Annotated in this window: 12 protein-coding genes; 10 read left to right on the forward strand and 2 right to left on the reverse strand. The window is 39.3% G+C overall.

What is annotated here, in order from left to right; translation table 11 throughout:
• The first annotated feature begins 411 nt into the window (after positions 1 to 411).
• Together ACM03V_RS12870 and ACM03V_RS12875 are read left to right on the forward strand one after the other, a co-directional pair.
• Positions 412 to 2937, forward strand: coding sequence for a hypothetical protein (locus ACM03V_RS12870; RefSeq protein ID WP_414621181.1), 2526 nt, complete (start codon positions 412 to 414; stop codon positions 2935 to 2937).
• Positions 2938 to 3238: 301 nt separating this feature from the next.
• On the forward strand, positions 3239 to 5935 hold the full coding sequence (locus ACM03V_RS12875; protein ID WP_414621182.1) for a cation-transporting P-type ATPase: 2697 nt from the start codon (positions 3239 to 3241) through the stop codon (positions 5933 to 5935).
• Between the two features lie 31 nt (positions 5936 to 5966).
• Here the strand turns inward: ACM03V_RS12875 and ACM03V_RS12880 are convergent, their stop codons facing one another.
• Complete coding sequence (locus ACM03V_RS12880; RefSeq protein WP_414621183.1) at positions 5967 to 6497, reverse strand: universal stress protein; 531 nt, start codon at positions 6495 to 6497, stop codon at positions 5967 to 5969.
• 622 nt (positions 6498 to 7119) lie between these two features.
• On the opposite strand from ACM03V_RS12880, the gene ACM03V_RS12885 reads away from it, so the two are divergent.
• The 8 genes from ACM03V_RS12885 (at position 7120) to hemH (ending at position 17565) form a co-directional block, all read left to right on the forward strand.
• On the forward strand, positions 7120 to 9066 hold the full coding sequence (locus ACM03V_RS12885) for a heavy metal translocating P-type ATPase (protein ID WP_414621184.1): 1947 nt from the start codon (positions 7120 to 7122) through the stop codon (positions 9064 to 9066).
• Positions 9067 to 9739: 673 nt separating this feature from the next.
• On the forward strand, positions 9740 to 13258 hold the full coding sequence (locus tag ACM03V_RS12890; RefSeq protein ID WP_414621185.1) for a substrate-binding domain-containing protein: 3519 nt from the start codon (positions 9740 to 9742) through the stop codon (positions 13256 to 13258).
• A 482-nt stretch (positions 13259 to 13740) separates the two neighbouring features.
• Positions 13741 to 14148, forward strand: coding sequence for an Hsp20/alpha crystallin family protein (locus tag ACM03V_RS12895; RefSeq protein WP_414621186.1), 408 nt, complete (start codon positions 13741 to 13743; stop codon positions 14146 to 14148).
• 190 nt (positions 14149 to 14338) lie between these two features.
• Positions 14339 to 14512 carry a hypothetical protein gene (locus tag ACM03V_RS12900; RefSeq protein WP_414621187.1) on the forward strand — a complete coding sequence of 58 codons (174 nt, stop codon included), beginning with the start codon at positions 14339 to 14341 and terminating at the stop codon, positions 14510 to 14512.
• Between the two features lie 2 nt (positions 14513 to 14514).
• Positions 14515 to 14985: a TspO/MBR family protein gene (locus tag ACM03V_RS12905; RefSeq protein ID WP_414621188.1), complete on the forward strand. Its 471-nt coding sequence runs from the start codon at positions 14515 to 14517 to the stop codon at positions 14983 to 14985.
• A gap of 89 nt (positions 14986 to 15074) precedes the next feature.
• The gene (locus ACM03V_RS12910; protein WP_414621189.1) at positions 15075 to 15668 is read left to right on the forward strand and encodes a hypothetical protein; all 594 of its coding nucleotides are present in this window, start codon (positions 15075 to 15077) and stop codon (positions 15666 to 15668) included.
• A 62-nt stretch (positions 15669 to 15730) separates the two neighbouring features.
• Positions 15731 to 16048, forward strand: coding sequence for an alpha/beta hydrolase (locus ACM03V_RS12915; RefSeq protein ID WP_414621190.1), 318 nt, complete (start codon positions 15731 to 15733; stop codon positions 16046 to 16048).
• Positions 16049 to 16401: 353 nt separating this feature from the next.
• The gene (gene hemH, locus ACM03V_RS12920; protein WP_414621191.1) at positions 16402 to 17565 is read left to right on the forward strand and encodes a ferrochelatase; all 1164 of its coding nucleotides are present in this window, start codon (positions 16402 to 16404) and stop codon (positions 17563 to 17565) included.
• A 560-nt stretch (positions 17566 to 18125) separates the two neighbouring features.
• On the opposite strand, the gene ACM03V_RS12925 is transcribed toward hemH, so the two are convergent.
• Positions 18126 to 18668 carry a DUF4126 domain-containing protein gene (locus ACM03V_RS12925; protein WP_414621192.1) on the reverse strand — a complete coding sequence of 181 codons (543 nt, stop codon included), beginning with the start codon at positions 18666 to 18668 and terminating at the stop codon, positions 18126 to 18128.
• Positions 18669 to 18685 lie beyond the last annotated feature (17 nt).

Raw genomic sequence — 18685 nt, forward strand, 5'->3', positions numbered from 1 at the left:
TGGTTCGTTGCAGGTATTGGTTGTAGTATTAGAGAATCATCTATTTACACCCATTATATATGTCAATCTATCTAATGTGTAAATTATATAAACATTTTTAACCATAAAACCGTAGTCAATGATACAAAATATATCAATAGGCGCATTTTAGTGTAAATTACGAATACAGTTAAAGCCAAAAATTACAAAAAAGATTATTATAGAAGCTTGGGTGTATTTAAAATTTAATTAAAGCTGCTAGTCTGCGTTTGCCGATTGAAAAGTATATTCAGTAAGCACTTCGGCTTAAATACAATACTTTCTTCATGGATTGAGCATCAAGTAGAATGTTTCAATTTATGTATTTGTGTAGAGATATACAAAAAAAAAGTAAATTTAATTTACATTTGAGTGGTGCTTATAAGGAGGAGTATGAGTAAGGAGAAAATCAACGATCAAGAAAAGCTGCGGGAAATGCTGAATTTCTTTTTAGATCAAATGGGAGCGACCCAGGTAGAATTATCTCAGGGGATGGGTGTTAGTCGTCCGTTAATTATAGATTTTCTTAGTAAAAAAAAGGAATCTTTACCCGTCAGCAGTGAGGGTTTGGTTAAACTGTGCGAAAATTTGAACAGACATCGCCCTTCCAAGAGAAAATTGAAGAAAGGCGCTAGCGATGATAAATCAATTCTGTTAAGAGAGAATTTGGGAGAAATCGGTGCTGACGAACTTTTAGAATCTGCTGGTTTTTTACCCGATAAAACAGAAAGTATCCGCGTTACTCCAGAAAGATTTTTTCAAGTTACTCAGATAGTTGCACTACTTGAGTTGTTGGAGTTTGAAGATTTACTTTCCACAACTCAGGAATTTTTATCAATTGCTAGCGATAAGTTAACTATTGCTAGTAAAAAGCTGTTTAATGATGGCGATAATAATGATGACGCTTTAGAAGCATTGATCAAAAAACTTCGCGAGCCTCAGCCTACATTGGGTTTAAAGTTAAAGTTACAGATTATTGAAAAGCTCGATACATCTCGAAAAAATTTTAGGAGTGGTGGTAAAACAAAATTTAGCCGTAAAGAAGCAATTTCTTTGTTTCTCAGTATCCTAATTAAGGAGAAAATAAAAAATGAAGATGATTTGCTGCACGCCAGAATTAAAAAGCTAGAATTTCAGACTTTATCTCGCTCGATTGAGTATGCAGACGAATATAGCGATATTTACTTGAATTTGGCAGAAATTGCTTATGAGGCAGAGCGCAAACTCAAAACTCCTGGAGTTCCCCCCGAAAAACCCGAAAAACCCGGAACAATACAATCTCTTCAACCCGTAATTATGGCGATCGCTACTTGTAATTTCGGCTCGGATAAGCAAGATAGCGAACCTTTGGAATGGATATACACTTCTAGCAACACTATGATAGAAAATGCTATCAGTGCCTGTACTTTAAATCTGGGTTTGAAGGAAGATACTTTATTGACGATTTCTACAAATACTCTTGATAGCAATGTCCATTCTTTAGTTGAAACAACAGTAATTTTAGGAGAAAAGCAGCAATATCAAGGTATTTGGGTTGATAGAGATTCTATGACTGTGATGTTACAAGCTATTGTTTGTGCTGTAAAACAATGGTTTGCGGATAAAAGTAGAATCGGCGAGCTTGATAGTACAACATATATATCAGTTTGTAGAAATCTTTCGGATTTAAGAAAGCGGTTAATTAAAGTTAGAAAAGCTTTTCACAATTTTCAATTCTTAGATAAAGGATGTCAACTATCGCAAATTAAGAAAATTGCTGATGAAGCTAAACAGCATTTAGAAAATATTCCAGATGATGATATTTACTTTACGTATCGCTTAAATTTTTACCGCTGTTACTGTTTGGCAAAGCGATTGGAATTAAGATTATCAAATTTTCAAGGAAATATTATTAATGCTAAATCTTTAATTGCAGAACTTAGTGAAGCACTCGATAATACCGAACAGTTTCAATTACACGTAGATAAAAATGAGCTTTCTCCGATATCCGTTTTAATTCGCTCTGAATTTTATTTGTACGAACTTTCTTGCGGACACAATCCCGACTTTTTTCAAGATAATGGTCGTAATAACTGGTTTGAATTAAACAAATATAAAAACAGCGTTATCAATGTTATCAATACTCGCTCTTGTTACAAAGATGCTGGTTTAGATGTGTATGAATCCTTATCCGAAATTCACGGTAATGCAGCTAGAGTATACTTTTATATTTCCGAAGATAAATCTACTTTAGAACAAGCTGCTCAAAACTTTCTCAAAGCTGCACACTATGCTTTACGTATCGGTTTAATTCAGCGCGTATCTAGATGGATAGCTTTAGCAGGAAGGGTTTGGGTAAGATTAAAAAATAGCGAGTTATCATTACAGGCTTTAAAATTATCGGAAAAACTTGCTAAAACTGACTTAACAACTGGTCACAGTGACAACTTTTGTCAAGCCGTTATCTCGGAAATTAATTTACTACGTGGCGAATATCTACTATTAATTGAAAATAATCAAGTTACAGCATTAGAATCTTTTATTCAAGCCCTCAAAGGTTCGGTATACTTAGGTTTAAATCGTCGCATTTGCGATTCATTATTTAATATATCAAGATGTTCCGAAAATCTAGGAAATATTAGCATCCAGGAAGGATTAAGCAAAGTATTTTCCGAAGAAGAAAAGCCGATCAAATCCAATATCAAGAAACTCAATCCCATGAGCAATCATAATTCCGAAAAAGTCTTAGAATTGCTCTGTAATTTATATGCTAGAAAAGATAGCCCCACTTGGTTCCAAGTACGCAAGGAATTTTCAACCCTCGCAGCCGAAATATGGCAAACCTGGCATCAAGATACATCCGAAAATAATCTAAATACAATACATCCCATCGCCGAGAAGATTAAAAAAGGAGCTTGGCTTTCTCAAGTTGAAGGGTGAGGGGGAGATGGGGGATGGGGAGATGGGGAGAATAAATAATCATTACCAATTACCAACTCCTAACTCCTAACTCCTAATTACTAACTCTTAACTTTCTTTTTGACTACTGTTGAATTAGCATCTGTGTGTACTTAATAATCATAAAGATGAGATACAAAACATTCCCTAAAAACCCCGAATCCTAAATCTAAAATTGCTAATATTTATGAACTCAATGCGTACATTCTATGAATGGAAGATGCGGTATGAGCTAAAATCAATTTATAGGAGTAGGTAAAACCTGGATGGTTTATTGGAAGATATGGTGCAAAATCAACTTAAATCTCCTTCTTACCATGAAATGTCTGTTCTGTCGGCAATTGAATCTTTTCATAGCAATTTAGAAAGGGGCTTAACGGCAGAAGAAGTTGCAATTGGTTACGAAACCTATGGTTGGAATCAACTACCCGTAAAGCCTGGAAAGCCTGCTTTTTTAAGATTTTTATTACAGTTTAATCAACCGCTCCTCTATATTTTATTAGTTGCAGGTGCTGTCAAAGCATTTTTGGGTTCTTGGACTAATGCAGCCGTCATCTGGGGAGTAACTTTCATCAATGCGACAATCGGCTACGTGCAAGAAGCAAAAGCAGAAGGTGCGATCGCCTCTCTTGCAAAAGCTGTTACCACTGAAACTACGGTTCTGCGAGAAGGGCAAACGCTGCGGATACCGTCACAAGATTTAGTACCCGGAGATATCGTACTCTTAGCATCAGGAGATAAAGTTCCAGCAGACTTAAGACTGTTAAAAACTCGCAATTTACAGATTGATGAATCTGCTTTGACGGGGGAATCGGTTCCAGTGGAGAAATCCGTCGAAGCTTTATCAAAGGATACCCCATTAGCGGAACGGATTAATATGTCCTACGCTGGGAGTTTTGTTACCTTTGGGCAGGGTAGGGGGATTGTTGTCGCTACCGCAGATGCAACGGAAGTCGGACAGATTTCTCGATCGATGGAGCAACGGGTTAGCCTCACTACCCCCCTAACCCGAAAGTTTGAAAAATTCAGTCGCACTCTGCTTTATGTAATCTTAACTCTGGCAACCCTAACTTTCGCTATCGGATTGGGACAGGGTGAATCTTGGATTTATATGTTTGAAGCTGCTGTTGCTCTAGCAGTCAGCGCAATTCCAGAAGGATTGCCAGCAGTAGTTACTATCACCTTGGCGATAGGTGTAAACCGCATGGCGCGTCGTCATGCCATTATTCGTAAACTTCCAGCCGTTGAAGCTCTTGGGAGCGCTACCGTTATTTGTTCTGACAAAACCGGAACGCTGACGGAAAATCAAATGACGGTACAGGCTATTTACGCTGGGGGAAAGCATTATTCGGTTAGCGGTAGTGGTTATAGTCCCAAAGGCGATATAGAAACTGAGTTTGAGGATGGCTTGCCGTCAGTCTTAGAGCAATGCCTAATAGCTGGAGTACTTTGCAACGACTCTCAACTAAAGCAAACAGGAGAAAATTGGTCGGTGGTGGGCGACCCTACCGAAGGGGCATTAATCGCGGCTGCGGCGAAAGCGGATTTGAGCCAGTCTGGACTTACAGCTTCAAAGCCACGGCTCGATTCTATACCATTTGAATCTCAGTATCAATACATGGCAACTTTGCATGATGTTCATCCCCGAACAATCTATGTTAAAGGGTCAGTTGAAGCGCTGTTGAGTCGCTGTTCTGTGATGATGAATCTAGAGGGGCAGCCTGTAGCTTTAGAAAAATCACAAATTGAGCAAGCAGTTCAACTAATCACAGAGCAAGGATTGCGAGTACTAGCTTTTGCTCAAAAAGTAGTGGGTTCCCATCAGCATTCCATCGATCATGATGACATTGCAACGGAGTTAGTATTTCTGGGATTGCAAGGCATGATCGATCCACCTCGTCCCGAGGCGATCGCCGCCGTCCACGCCTGTCAGTCAGCCGGAATTCATGTAAAAATGATTACCGGAGACCATGTTTTAACGGCTCGGTCAATTGCTCAACGCATGGGTATCCGAAAGACAGAGCAAGTACTGGCATTTGAGGGAAGGCAATTAGCAAACATGGGCGATCGCCAGCTTGCTCAAGCTGTTGAAGATGGAGACGTGTTTGCTAGAGTAGCTCCGGCTCAAAAGCTGCAATTAGTCGAAGCATTGCAGTCAAAAGGAGAAGTCGTTGCCATGACAGGAGATGGAGTAAATGATGCTCCAGCCTTAAAACAAGCTGATATTGGGATTGCGATGGGTAAAGGTGGAACTGAAGTAGCGCGAGAAGCTGCTGATATGCTTCTCACCGACGATAATTTTGCCTCTATTGAAGCCGCTGTAGAACAAGGACGTACCGTTTATGAAAACCTGAGAAAAGCAATTGCGTTTCTTTTACCAGTCAATGGTGGTGAATCCATGACTATTTTAATTAGCGCTTTGCTAGCAAGAGATTTACCGATTCTCTCAATACAAGTACTTTGGTTAAACATGATTAACTCCCTCACCATGACTGTTCCCCTAGCCTTTGAACCCAAATCAAACGGCTTAATGCAGCAGCCTCCACGCAATCCAAAAGAACCTTTAATTACAGGTAAATTATTACGCCGAATTTTGATAGTTTCGGTATTTAATTGGATTCTGATTTTTGGCATCTTTGAATGGGCAAAATCTACTACAGGAGATATTGCGGTTGCTCGCACGATGGCAATTCAAGCTCTTGTTGCTGCACGTATTATCTATCTCTTAAGCATCAGTCAATTGGGGATTAGCTTGTTCAACTATATAGGTCGAAAATCCACATCCATTACAAATGCACCAATTTTGATTGTGGGTATCGTTGCTGCTGTTGTTTTACAAATCATATTTAGCCAATGGAACGTTATGAACGTACTGTTTCAAACAGCACCGCTAACCTTGAATCAATGGCTAATTTGCTTGCTACCAATGCTACCGATGTTACCGCTGGCAATCTTCGTTAACTTTATCGACCGACCTTAAAACATCCTCTAAGACTAATTTAATTAGCACTTTAATTTTCTACTTCTTGATTTTGTGATACTTCCGTAGTTGAAAAATTCCGTCCTTGAACGGTTAAAACAGAACAAGATGCATGATGCATTACATAATTACTCACGCTACCCAAAAACATTTCACTAAAACCACGATGACCTCGACGACCAATTACAATTAAATCAGCATTCCAACTACGAGAAAAATCGCAAATCCTTTTACTTGCTTCGCCTATATTTAGAGTGAATTCAGCTTTCACACCACAAGAAGTTGCTGATTCACACAAAGAACGCAGCCAATTTTCTTTACCTTGCTTAAACTCTTCCCAGACGTTCAAAGCCTTCTGATGAGCTTCGTTGTGTAATTCTGCATCAAGAATAGTTCGTTGCATAAACAAAGGATCGAAATATGGCTCATTATCATATAGAGATATAACGTGTAGAAACATCAAACTTCCACCCGTTGCTTTTGCCAAAAATACAGCTTCATCTACAACCTGTTCGGTCATATCGGAATCGTCAATCGAAACTAAAATTTTAGTTAATAACATAAGAATTTGATTTATTGAGTTTGTCTTTTAAATGGTTGAAGTTAATTAACCATTAGGATTGTTCGCAAGAACGAAGATGTTCCGATTTTTGATTAACCTTTCATAACTCCCTCTTAGAGCAATACCGATGTTTCCGTACTTTTCCTTTCATAAGTAATTTAAATACGATAAACATTCTTCTCTATTTTGTTAACATGAATATTCATCAAATAGCAACAGCAAGTTTAACTTTAAGTTGCACAAAGGACGAATATATTGTTTGACAATAGCTTGAGAATGTTAATTAAAGCAAACAACAAACCCAGGTAAAACACCTGGGTTTTTCAGTCGAAATCTTTCTGACGTACTTATTATTTATGCAGCATTATATAGTCAGGAATGGTTGCAAGTTTCACAAAACTCGGGTGGTGCGTGACACTATAAGCCTTATTATACAGTTTAACTGCACATCAGCTTACTCGCTACTTGCTACTCCGCGCCTCCTAACTCCTAATTGTATGTCGCTTCGGGACACGCTATGTCCTATCGGACACGCTCCGCTAACACTGTTCACTGACAAATCTTGCATACGCTAGTTTATCAAGATAATATGTGAACATCTGTTCATCTATTAACAAGTAAAATGATGCAAACGAAATCATCGGAGCATGGTTGTTGCGGACACGAACACGGGCACAGTCATGGTAAAGAATTTGACCTGAAGCAGGAAGTTTTGGCTGTAGCGGTGCCTATGGTTTTATTTATTTTGGGTTTGATTTTTTATGATTTTCTGCACAATACAGCTTTTTCGATTGGTGAATATTTAGTGTTTGCTCCTGCTTATCTTCTTAGTGGGTGGACTGTACTCAAAACCGCAGGGCGTAATATATTACAGGGGAGAATCTTTGATGAAAACTTTTTGATGACTATCGCTACTTTAGGTGCGATCGCCATTCATGAAATTCCGGAAGCGGTTGCCGTGATGTTGTTTTTCCGGGTTGGGGAGTTGTTTCAAGATTTTTCGGTGAATCGTTCCCGTAAATCTATCAAGTCTTTGTTGGAAGTACGTCCAGATAAAGCTAATTTAAAGGTTAATGGGGATTTAAAACAAGTTGCTCCGGAAACTGTGGCGATTGGGGATGAGATTTTAGTTAAACCGGGTGAGAAGATTCCTTTAGATGGTGAAATAATTCAAGGAAGTTCGCAAGTTGATACTTCTGCTTTGACGGGGGAATCAGTACCGCGTGGTGTGGAAGTTGGGGAAACTGTACTTGCAGGTACGATTAATAAGTCGGGTGTTTTAACAATTATTGTTACCAAGTTATTTAATGATTCTTCAATTGCTAAGATTCTCGATTTGGTAGAAAATGCCAGCAGTAAGAAAGCCCCGACGGAAAAGTTTATTACTCGTTTTGCTAGATATTACACGCCAGTTGTTGTGTTCTTATCTTTAGCCGTTGCGATATTTCCACCTTTATTTATACCGGGTGAAACTGCGGCACAATGGGTATATCGGGCTTTGGTTTTACTAGTAATTTCTTGTCCTTGCGGTTTAGTTATTAGTATACCTTTGGGTTATTTTGGTGGTGTTGGTGGTGCCGCGAAGAAAGGAATTTTAGTCAAGGGTTCAACTTTTCTTGATGCGCTGACTCAGGTTGAAACCGTTGTATTTGATAAAACCGGGACTTTAACTAAGGGGGTGTTTCGGGTAAATAGAGTGATTCCGACAAGCGGTTTTGAAGAAAAAGAATTATTGAAAATTGCCGCAAAAATAGAATCTCAATCCAACCATCCGGTAGCGAAATCAATTTTATCAGCATACGGCAATGTTGATACATCCGATGTTAGTGAATATCAGGAAATAGCTGGATGTGGTGTTAAAGCAAAAATAGATAACAAAATAGTTATTGCTGGTAACGAGCGTTTGCTGCATCGAGAAAACATCAAACACGATGCCTTTACTTTAGAGGGAACTGTAGTTCATCTAGCTGTAGACGGTTTTTATGCAGGAAGAATTATTATTGCCGACGAAATTAAAGATGATGCCATACAAGCAATTCGGAATTTGAAAAAACTTGGTATCAAACAAATAGCAATGCTGACAGGGGATAATCAAGCCATTGCCAAAACTGTTGCCCAAAACTTAGGGATAAATTCTTATCAAGCAGAGCTACTACCAGAAGATAAAGTAGCAGCGATCGAAACCTTTTTAAGTAAAACTGCTAAAAACAAAAAAGTTGTATTTGTAGGTGATGGAATTAACGACACACCCGTAATTGCCAGAGCCGATATTGGTATAGCGATGGGGGCTTTCGGTTCCGATGCTGCAATTGAAACCGCCGATGTAGTATTAATGACAGATTCACCCGGCAAAGTTGCTGAAGCGATTCAGGTAGGCAAGAAGACTTATCAGATTGTTTGGCAGAACATTATTTTGGCAATGTTAATTAAAGGTTTATTTATTCTGTTGGGAATATTTGGTATCGCAACCCTCTGGGAAGCCGTATTCGCAGATGTTGGAGTTGCATTGTTAGCGATTATCAACGCCAGTCGAGTTTTAAGGAGTAAGGGAGTAGGCAGTAGGCAGTAGGCAGTAGTAATAGCACTTACGCAAAGCCCCCCAAATTAGCGGGGGGTTGGGGGGATCTTAGAGTTGGGAATGCCTACTTTTTGAGTAAGTAAAGAATGATAATAATGTAATGAATTTTTTATTCTCTCATCTCCCAATGCCCAATTACCAATTCCCAATTCAAATTGTTAAAAAACTCCTAATTTGTTATTATCTTCTCACTCAACCCTATTAATTGTTGCTGTAGCTCAGATACCTGGTATTATTTGTTTGCTAATGGTAATTTTACTTTAAGTAAATTTTCCCCATAATCGCTGTATAAACTTTGATTATGTCAAGAATTGCAAACAGTCCAAATCTGTAATCTTATTGAGAGTTTATTATCAAAAATAATTTTGAATTTGAGTATTGAAATATTTCTATAGATAGATTAAATAATGTTTTAATTTATGTGCAGCGAGTAATTTGGGATACTTGAAGAAAATATCAACACGAGTTCATTATTGTTGCTCGTCACGGTAGAGTTGATTCAATCAATGTCTACGAATATCAAATTAAGTATCTGTAAAGGCTTTTTAACAACATAACACGGATATGAAGAAGGCCGCGTCTCCTCCACATATATTCAAACAAGAAAGATGAATTTGATTGAAGCAACAAAAAGTTGTTTCCTCTAATAAATAAATGGGGCATTATGTGGCATAAACAAAAAAACAAAAATCCAATAATCCGCTTGGCTTTATTGTTGGCATTGGCATCAACTCCAATGATGACTAGCTTGTTCAAGTCGGATTATGTACTGGGGCAATCACCTGAAACTCCATCTTTTCCGCTGCCAACTGAGGTGGAGAAAGGAACTACAATCAAGGTAGATGGTTCCACTAGTATGACCAGAGCTAATCAAGCGTTGAAGCAGCGTTTCGAGAAGGAGTATTCCGGTACTAACGTTGAAGTTGCTACTAATGGAACGGATGACGCGCTCAAGGCTTTACAAGATGGCAACATAGATATTGCTGCAATTGGACGCGGTTTAACTCCTGAAGAAGAAGAGCTGGGTTTGGAACAGCAACCCTTGCGTCGGGAAAAAATTGCGATAATTGTAGGTAAGGATAATCCTTTTCAAGGCGATTTAAGCAATCAAAGGTTTACCCAAATTTATCGCGGACAGATCGACAACTGGTCGGAACTTGGCGGCCCTTCAAAGCCAATTCGAGTGATTGATCGCCCCGAATCGAGCGATACTCGCCAAGCTTTTAACAATTATCCGCTTTTCGATGGTAATTTAAACACTGGTTCTACTGCTACTAAATTGGATACCGACGATCCAGCCGAAGTTATCAAGCAGTTGGGTGAGGATGGTATCGGCTTTGTTTTAGCCAATCAGGTGGAGAAACTGGGTGACAACGTGCGCGTTTTGAGTATGCACAAAGTTCCACCAACCGATGCCAGATATCCTTATTCGCAACCGCTGGTTTACGTCTTCAAGAAAAACCCTTCCCAAGCAGTTAAGAATTTTGTTGGTTTCGCCACAGCAGAACCCGGACAGGAAGCTTTAAATGTAGCTAGAGAAGAAGAAGCTGTAGCAGTAGCTGCTGCTGTTGCTGCGGTTCCTGGCAATGCTTTGGATGCTGCGGCAACTCCCGCAAGTACTCAAGCTGCTACTGGAAATGCAACAGCTAATAATGGTGCGGCAACCGAAAATGTTAGTCCTGCGACAAATACTTCTGCTACCGATAGCAGCGGTACGGGAGATCCTACTATATCACGATTACCAAGCAGTACAAGTCTTTCTGAAGCTGGTGAAGGAACAATACCTTGGTGGTGGATTTTACTTCCAGTTGCGGCGATCGGAGCATTAGCGCTGTGGTGGTTGTTGGGAAGACGCAAATCTCAAGAGGATGACACTGTAGCTCGCGGTGTATTGCCGGAAAATTCCCCTCCTCCTTTTACTCCCACTTCTACTACAACTGGCCCGGTTAAAGAACCCGAACCCGTTGTAAATACTCCTATCGAACCAAATGCAGGAGTTAATACAGCACCCGTAGAACCCGCACCTAATACTACATCTGGGATCAATGCAGCCGGAATCGCGGCAGGTGCAGGTATTGCAGGATTGGGAGCAGCAGGTGCCGCAGCGTTATCTAGTGATAATCAAGATACACCTGAAGTTGGCGAAAATAATGTACGGCAACCGGATGTTCCCGATTCAGAATTAAACGCACAACCAACCTACATACAACAACCGGATTCTAACGAGGAATTAGATTCAATAGAAGCACCCGATTTAGAACAACCGGACATTCCCGATACGAGCTTGGATTTAGAAGCACCAGCGGCTGTTGTTAACAGTTCTTATCATTCGTTACCCCGAATTAACACCACAGTTAATTATGTAGAAGCACCGCCAATAACCGAAGATGTAGGCGATAGCACTCCCATTGACAATCGGGTGCAGTCCGATTCTCCTCAAGAAGAATTACCACCAGCTTCTACAAATAGTTGGTTGGGAAATTTTAGTGTTGGTGCTGGTGTAGCTGGTGCTGCTGCAACAGATTTACCAGGCAAGATTAAATCTGGTGCAGAAAAAATTAAATCGCAGTTTGCTGGTAAAGAGACTCCGCAATCCACTGAAGATGAATCTGTACAAATTAATGGAACTGCATATCCTCAGCTACCAGATGTTTGGGATAGCACGCAAGCAGATACGCCAGCAGAAGGCGATACATTAGAAGACAGTAATAATACTGTTGAAAACAACGATACAATTTCACCTTCCGATTTATGGGGACCTCTGGAAACAGCAGAACCCATTACCCAAGAAGAGGAAGAAACATCCTTTGATAATGTAGAACAACCGCAACAAACTTCACCTTCAAGTTTATGGGGAACTCCAGAAACAGAAGTAAGTACTGATGTTGAGGAAGAATCTTTACCATTAGATAGTGCGGTAATTAATCAAGATGTTGATGAATCCGTTTCTGCTAATAACATAGAAGAACAACCACTTCAAGAAACTTCAGCTTCAAGTTTGTGGGGAACACCAGAAACAGAAGAAGTAAGTACTCAAGAGGAACAAGAAGAATCATCATCTTTTCCTGTGGTAGGTGTCGCAGCAGCAGGATTAGCCGCAGGAGCCGCTGCAATTGGTTTGGGTTTGTTCAATCGCGATAATAACGATACGGACGAAAATAACACCGAAAACCAAGATGATACCCAAGCATCAGAAGTTGTAGAAACCAACGAAAACGAACAAGCAGATGCTCAAACAACACCACAAGAGCAACCAACAACTGATGGTTTACCTAATGCTTGGGTAAATCAATCGGATCGACAAACCACTATTCCAGAAGAAAAAGTGGACGAACAAGAGGTTACTCAATTTGGCGCGTCATCTACCTCCGGAGATACTGCATCTACTGGTGGTGCAGCATTAGCAGATGTTGGAGCTTTTACGCTTAGTCAGATGACAAGTGATGACGAAGAATCTCAACAAGCAGGCACTCAACCACAAAACGAAGCTTTAGATCAAATAGCAAACCAAGCCGAAATCGATACACAAATCCGCCTACCTGGACAACACTCAGATCCAGGAGACACCGATTGGGATAGAATTTACGGCATTCACCACAACGGAGCTACGGGAGTACCCGGTGAAAGCAACATACTATTAGCAAATCGCACTCCAAAATGGGCTTATGCTTCTTGGAATATTGCACCTGCCGATCGCGAAGCAATCCAAGAGCGCGGTGCAAATCAATTGGTATTGCGACTGTATGATGTAACTAACGTTGACTTAAGCTATCAAAACGCTAAAATAGTACAACAGTACGAATGCGAAGAATCAGTTAGTCATCGTTATGTAGCCATACCCAATGCCGATAGAGACTACATTACCGAAATTGGTTATCTAACTGTAGATAAAGAATGGTTGTTACTATCGCGATCGCCAATAATTCGGGTATTTAATCGTCCCCACAAAGACTTTTGGTTTGAAGCAGATGCGGAATTAATAATTCACGGTGCAACCGAACCTGGTTCGACAGTAACTATTGACGGACAAAACATTAAAGTCAAGCAAGATGGTACTTTTCATCTCAGGGTTCCCTTTACCGAAAGCTTGATTAACTACTTAATTACCGCAGTAGCACCCAATAGCGAACAAGCGAAAACCATTCATATGCAATTTTCGCAAACGGAAAGGAAAGACACTTAGCAGTTAACAGTTAACTGTTAACAGTTAGGAGTTATTAGTTGAGATTGAATTGCAGGAAATGCTCTGGTAGTTGAAATGCCAGGGCATTTTTGTATATCAGCTTTGAAGTTGATTGATATCATGTCCGGTTGGGTTGAACACTTATGATATCTGTAGGGTGGGGTAATAGGTAATAGGGAATTGATTCCAAAGGCGTTTATAAGGCTAACTAAAAATTATCTAAAAGATAAATCAAAACAAAGTTTTTACCAATTATAATTTCAACTACTTTCGGTTAACCGAAATCAATTTATTCCAACAAACCGAACTTTGTGAAAACTGATAAGTGATAACTGATAACTATTAACTGCACGCTGAAAATTGTTCGGTATTCATCCTCAAAACATTCATAAAAACCGAAATTACCCTGCATTACAATTTGATTACTATAAGAAACAACAAGGCAATAAATAAATTACTAACTCCCAAGAAAAGGTAGAACCATGTCAACATTATTCACCTGGAATCCCTGGCAAGAATTGAACGCTTTACAAAGTCAATTAGATAGAGATTTTGTTAAAGTACCCGCAGCAGAATTACGAGTAGATAAAGAAGCAGTTTATCTAAGATTAGAGCTTCCTGGAATTGAAGCAAAAGACTTAGATATCCAAGTTACAGAAAAAGCCGTTTCTATAATTGCGGAAAGAAAATCCGAATTTACAAACGAAGAAAACGGTATCAAAAGTGAATTCCACTACGGTAAATTCCATCGTGTAATTCCTCTTCCCGCAAGAGTTCAAAATACTAACGTTAGTGCAGACTACAAAGACGGTATTTTGAATTTGACTTTACCCAAAACTGAAGCTGAAAAGCACAAAGTTGTTAAAGTCAGCTTAGGAGATGCTGCTTAATTCTCTAGGTTTGTAGTTGGTGCTATGCCCTGGCGGGCACGCTAGGCTAACAGCGCTTCTTATCGGAGGTGCTGAAGCACAACTACGAACAATTATTTCTTACTAATGAAAGAGAATGATTCTTCCCTAAGATGTACGAAATCTTAGATATTAAATTGTTAAATATAGAATGTGATTACAAGGGGTAAATATGAATAAACCATTGATATCAGTTATAGTATTCGGATTTTTACTATTATTAGTCCTATCTCCTTTCAGCGCACTCGCGGGGTTAATGCTGATATTATTAGTTGCCGCGACTTATAATATAGTGATTAATTTATTCCGAGCATTTATCGGTAGCAGCGAAGCCGATGCGAAATAATTATGAAAGCAAGATGGATAATAATTATTATTTCTACAGCTATTCTGGTAGTTGGTAACTTACTTAGTTCGTTACAAAATACCTGGTTTCAAAATTTAATTCGTCCCGATTGGTTAACTTTTGAATTTTTAATTCCATTTATCTGGATTTTTATTTGGATTTGTACCACGATTTCCGCGATTATCGTTTGGGAAAAAGCTGTAAAACGTGATGCAAAGTTATTTATAATATTGTATGCACTAGTTGCTATTTTAACTGCTGCTTACAGTCCTATAGTTGTTGCATTTAGAAGTTTAATCGGTGGACTGATTGTTGGTGGCTTAGCAACTTTAATTGTTTATATTTTGGCATTTAGCGTCAGGAAAATCTCTACGAAAGCTTCCTTATTACTTTTACCCTATTTATTATGGGGTCCAATTGGTACTTTTATTACTTGGATTTTGATTGATTTGAATTCCGTTACTAAAGTTTAATTTTAGGGCATGGGGAATTGGGCATAGGGCATGGGAAAATATAAATTGCGATGCTTTAAAAAAGCGACTATAGGCGATCGCAATAACCCATGATAATTAAACTTTTTTATATTGCTTTGATAATCCCCCTAATTTTGCAACCCGCTTACGCACAGTTAAAAAACGGTTTCCCAGCACCTTCAAGCGTTCCCAATAGCGAATATCCATATATTCATTCTGATGGAAAGGTGACGTTTCGCATTAAAGCACCATCAGCTAAAAGAGTACAGGTGATGGGACGAGATAATAAGATTCCATTTGGCGAAAAACCGATTGATTTAATTCGCAACGAAGATGGAGTTTGGACGGTAACAATTCCCATAAATCCTGGCTTCCACTACTACCAGTTAATCATTGATGGTACCCCAGTCAACGACCCCGCGAGTAAAACTTATTTTGGCTGGGCACAAGCTACTAGCGGGTTGGAAATCCCCCATCCTCAAGTTGATTTTGACAAGGCTAAAAGAGTACCATCAGGAGAAGTAAGAGAACGTTGGTATCATTCTCAAGTTACCGGGGAATTACGGCGAGTTTTTGTTTACACTCCACCCGATTACAATAGACATCTCCACAAAAGAAAAAGACCCCTCTCCAAACCTCTCCCCCACTGGGGGAGAGGCTTAAAAACCCCCATTCCCTCGTAGGGAAGGGGGGTAGGGGGGTTAGGTATGCATATCATTTGAAACCATAAAAATGTTTTCCGGAGATGTCTAATAACAATATTAAACGCAGATATCCCGTACTTTATCTACAGCATGGTGCGGGAGAAAACGAACGGGCTTGGACGAAGCAAGGTAAAGCTAATTTCCTAATGGATAATATAATTAATTCCCGTCAAGCGGTACCGATGATTGTTGTCATGGATAACGGTTACGCACGCAAACCGGGGGTTAAACTTCCGCCGGATTCTTGGGGAAATGAAGCATTTGGAGAAGTTGTAATTAAAGATTTAATTCCCTTGATTGACAGTCAATATCGGACAATTGGCAACAGGAATAATAAAACACGTTTGGGTAGGAAGTGAAGGGGGACACGAATGGCTGGTTTGGCGGAGGTATTTACGGGATTTTGCTTCTAAGTTGTTTCGGTAATGACTGCTAATTTTTTCTTCCCCCTCTTCCCCCTCTCCCCCCATCTCCCCCTCCCTACCGCTTGGGAATCTGAGTGAATTGTTAAGCCTTGCAAAGTAAAAATAATAAAACCGCGATTCACCAGCAACGCTTAAAGCAGTCACTAGCTTAAATCTCTACGACTCCCCACTCCCTAAAGAAGTAATTGTCACCTCGATATATTCTCCTACTATTAACTTATGTATTTAATGAAGATATATTGTTAACATTAGTAAAAAAGCTGAAAAATTTGGGGACTAATACTGCTATGGGTCGTGTAGGCGTTTTATTACTTAATCTTGGTGGGCCGGATAAACTTGAGGATGTACAGCCGTTCCTTTACAATCTGTTTTCCGATCCGGAAATAATCCGTCTGCCTTTTAGCTGGCTGCAAAAACCTTTAGCCTGGTTTATCTCGACGCGACGAAGTAAAACGTCTGAAGAAAACTACCGTAAAATTGGTGGTGGTTCTCCGTTGCGGCAAATAACTGAAGCTCAGGGAGAAGCTTTAAAGGAACAACTGGCCGAAATTGGGGAAGATGCAGAAATCTACGTTGGAATGCGTTATTGGCATCCTTACACTGAGGAAGCTATTTCTGAAATTCTTGCCGATGGAATTGAGAAATTAGTCATTTTACCTCTTTACCCCCAGTTTTCTATTAGTACCAGCGGTTCTAGCTATCGGCTTCTTGCAAAACTTTGGCAAGAAAATCCCAAGCTTAAGCAGATTGAATATTCGGTAATTGCTTCTTGGTACAAGCAACCGGGTTATCTGCAAGCAATGAGCGAACTGATAGCGCAGGAATTAGATCAGTTGCCGAATCCCGATCAAGGGCACATCTTCTTCAGCGCACATGGAGTCCCCAAAAGCTACGTAGAAGAAGCTGGCGATCCATATCAGCAGGAAATTGAGGAATGCACTCATTTAATTATGCAAACTCTCAATCGTCCAAATCCCCATACTTTAGCTTATCAGAGTCGTGTAGGCCCAGTGGAGTGGCTGCAACCTTATACTGAAGATGCTATCGAAAATTTAGCAGATCAAGGCGTTAAAAATTTAGTAGTCGTACCGATCAGTTTTGTTTCCGAGCATATTGAAACATTAGAAGAAATCGATATTGAATATCGTGAAATAGCCGAAGAAGCAGGAATTAATAATTTCCGTAGGGTTCCAGCGCTCAACGTACATCCGGTATTTATCAAAGCTTTAGCAGATTTGACTATTGATGCATTGAAATCTTGCAGTATTTCATTTGCAGAAGTTAACCAGATGAAGAAAAAAGTAAAAATGTATCCTCAAGAAAGTTGGGAATGGGGTATTACCACTTCCGCAGAAATTTGGAATGGAAGAGTAGCCATGCTTGGTTTTCTGGCTTTGATGATTGAAATACTTACCGGACATGGTTTGTTCCATGCTGTGGGGCTGTTGTAGTCAGTTAGCAGTGAACAAGTTGCGGATTTGAACTTTTTTTAATCTAAAATCTAATGTGGAGCGGGTATTGCTGTTATTTACTCGCTCTGCTTTTTTTTGAAATTGTTCTAAAAAAAATCGGTAGGACTTTAACAAGTCTTACCGATAAGAATACAATATTAAGAGAAGGTTTTTTGTTTTTAAAAGAAAGGGATTAAAATATTTTAGTTTTTTGTTTCGTATAATTTATCTTTTTCTTTGGTTTGCTATATATCAGTGATAACCGATAATTTACTGACAGTGCAAGGGTTAAATGGATATCTCATTAAAGCTTTAATTAATAAGACCTTAATTACCGAACCGTAGTTTAAAAAAATACTTTAAATTAAGGTTTTTAGATATCGGTTGTAACTATTTAATTAACATATTCAGTATTTTCTATTAGTTATATAATTATTTGGATTAAAACTTGATGCATAATGCTCGTATATCTCCCATAGAATTGCAAATACTTTATATAAGCCGTCGATCGCACAGAAACAACTTCAAAAATGTTCAGTAAAATTACTAACTCCTAATTCCTAACTCCCATTTCCCCGATACCAGTCATACCAAAGCTTACCGCTATAAATTGCGAACCATAATAATCCTAAAGCAATCAAACCTCCGGGTGTTGGAGCTAAAAAAGCTAATATTATCAATGCAATGGATAAAGCATCTTGAATAAAGACAAACCATAATGGTAAACCCCGCAGACGAAAAAACCAACCGAGTTGAACTAGCTGGATTACTAAAGCGAATAAAGCTCCAGTTATACCAATCAACCAAGTTGGGGATTCGCTTGCTGAAGCTACAGCTAAACCCATAATTGCGCCGATGACGGGGGAAAATAATATTTCGACTATTTGTAATATTCGTTGTCCCATGAGCTTTTTTGAAGCAGTAAGCTCAATTACCGACCAACTTGTGAGTAAACCCAGTAAAAATGGTGAGGAAATATTAGATAAAACCGGCACTTCCGACCAAAGTTCCTGACCTTGCAAAAGTCCAAAAAGCAATACCGGAAGGGCTATTCGTATCCCAACCGCCGCTGAAGCCGACAGTACAGCTAAGAGTTCTATCATACACGCACCCAGAACAA

The sequence above is a fragment of the Calothrix sp. CCY 0018 genome, from assembly GCF_963920925.1.
Classification (GTDB): domain Bacteria; phylum Cyanobacteriota; class Cyanobacteriia; order Cyanobacteriales; family Nostocaceae; genus Rivularia.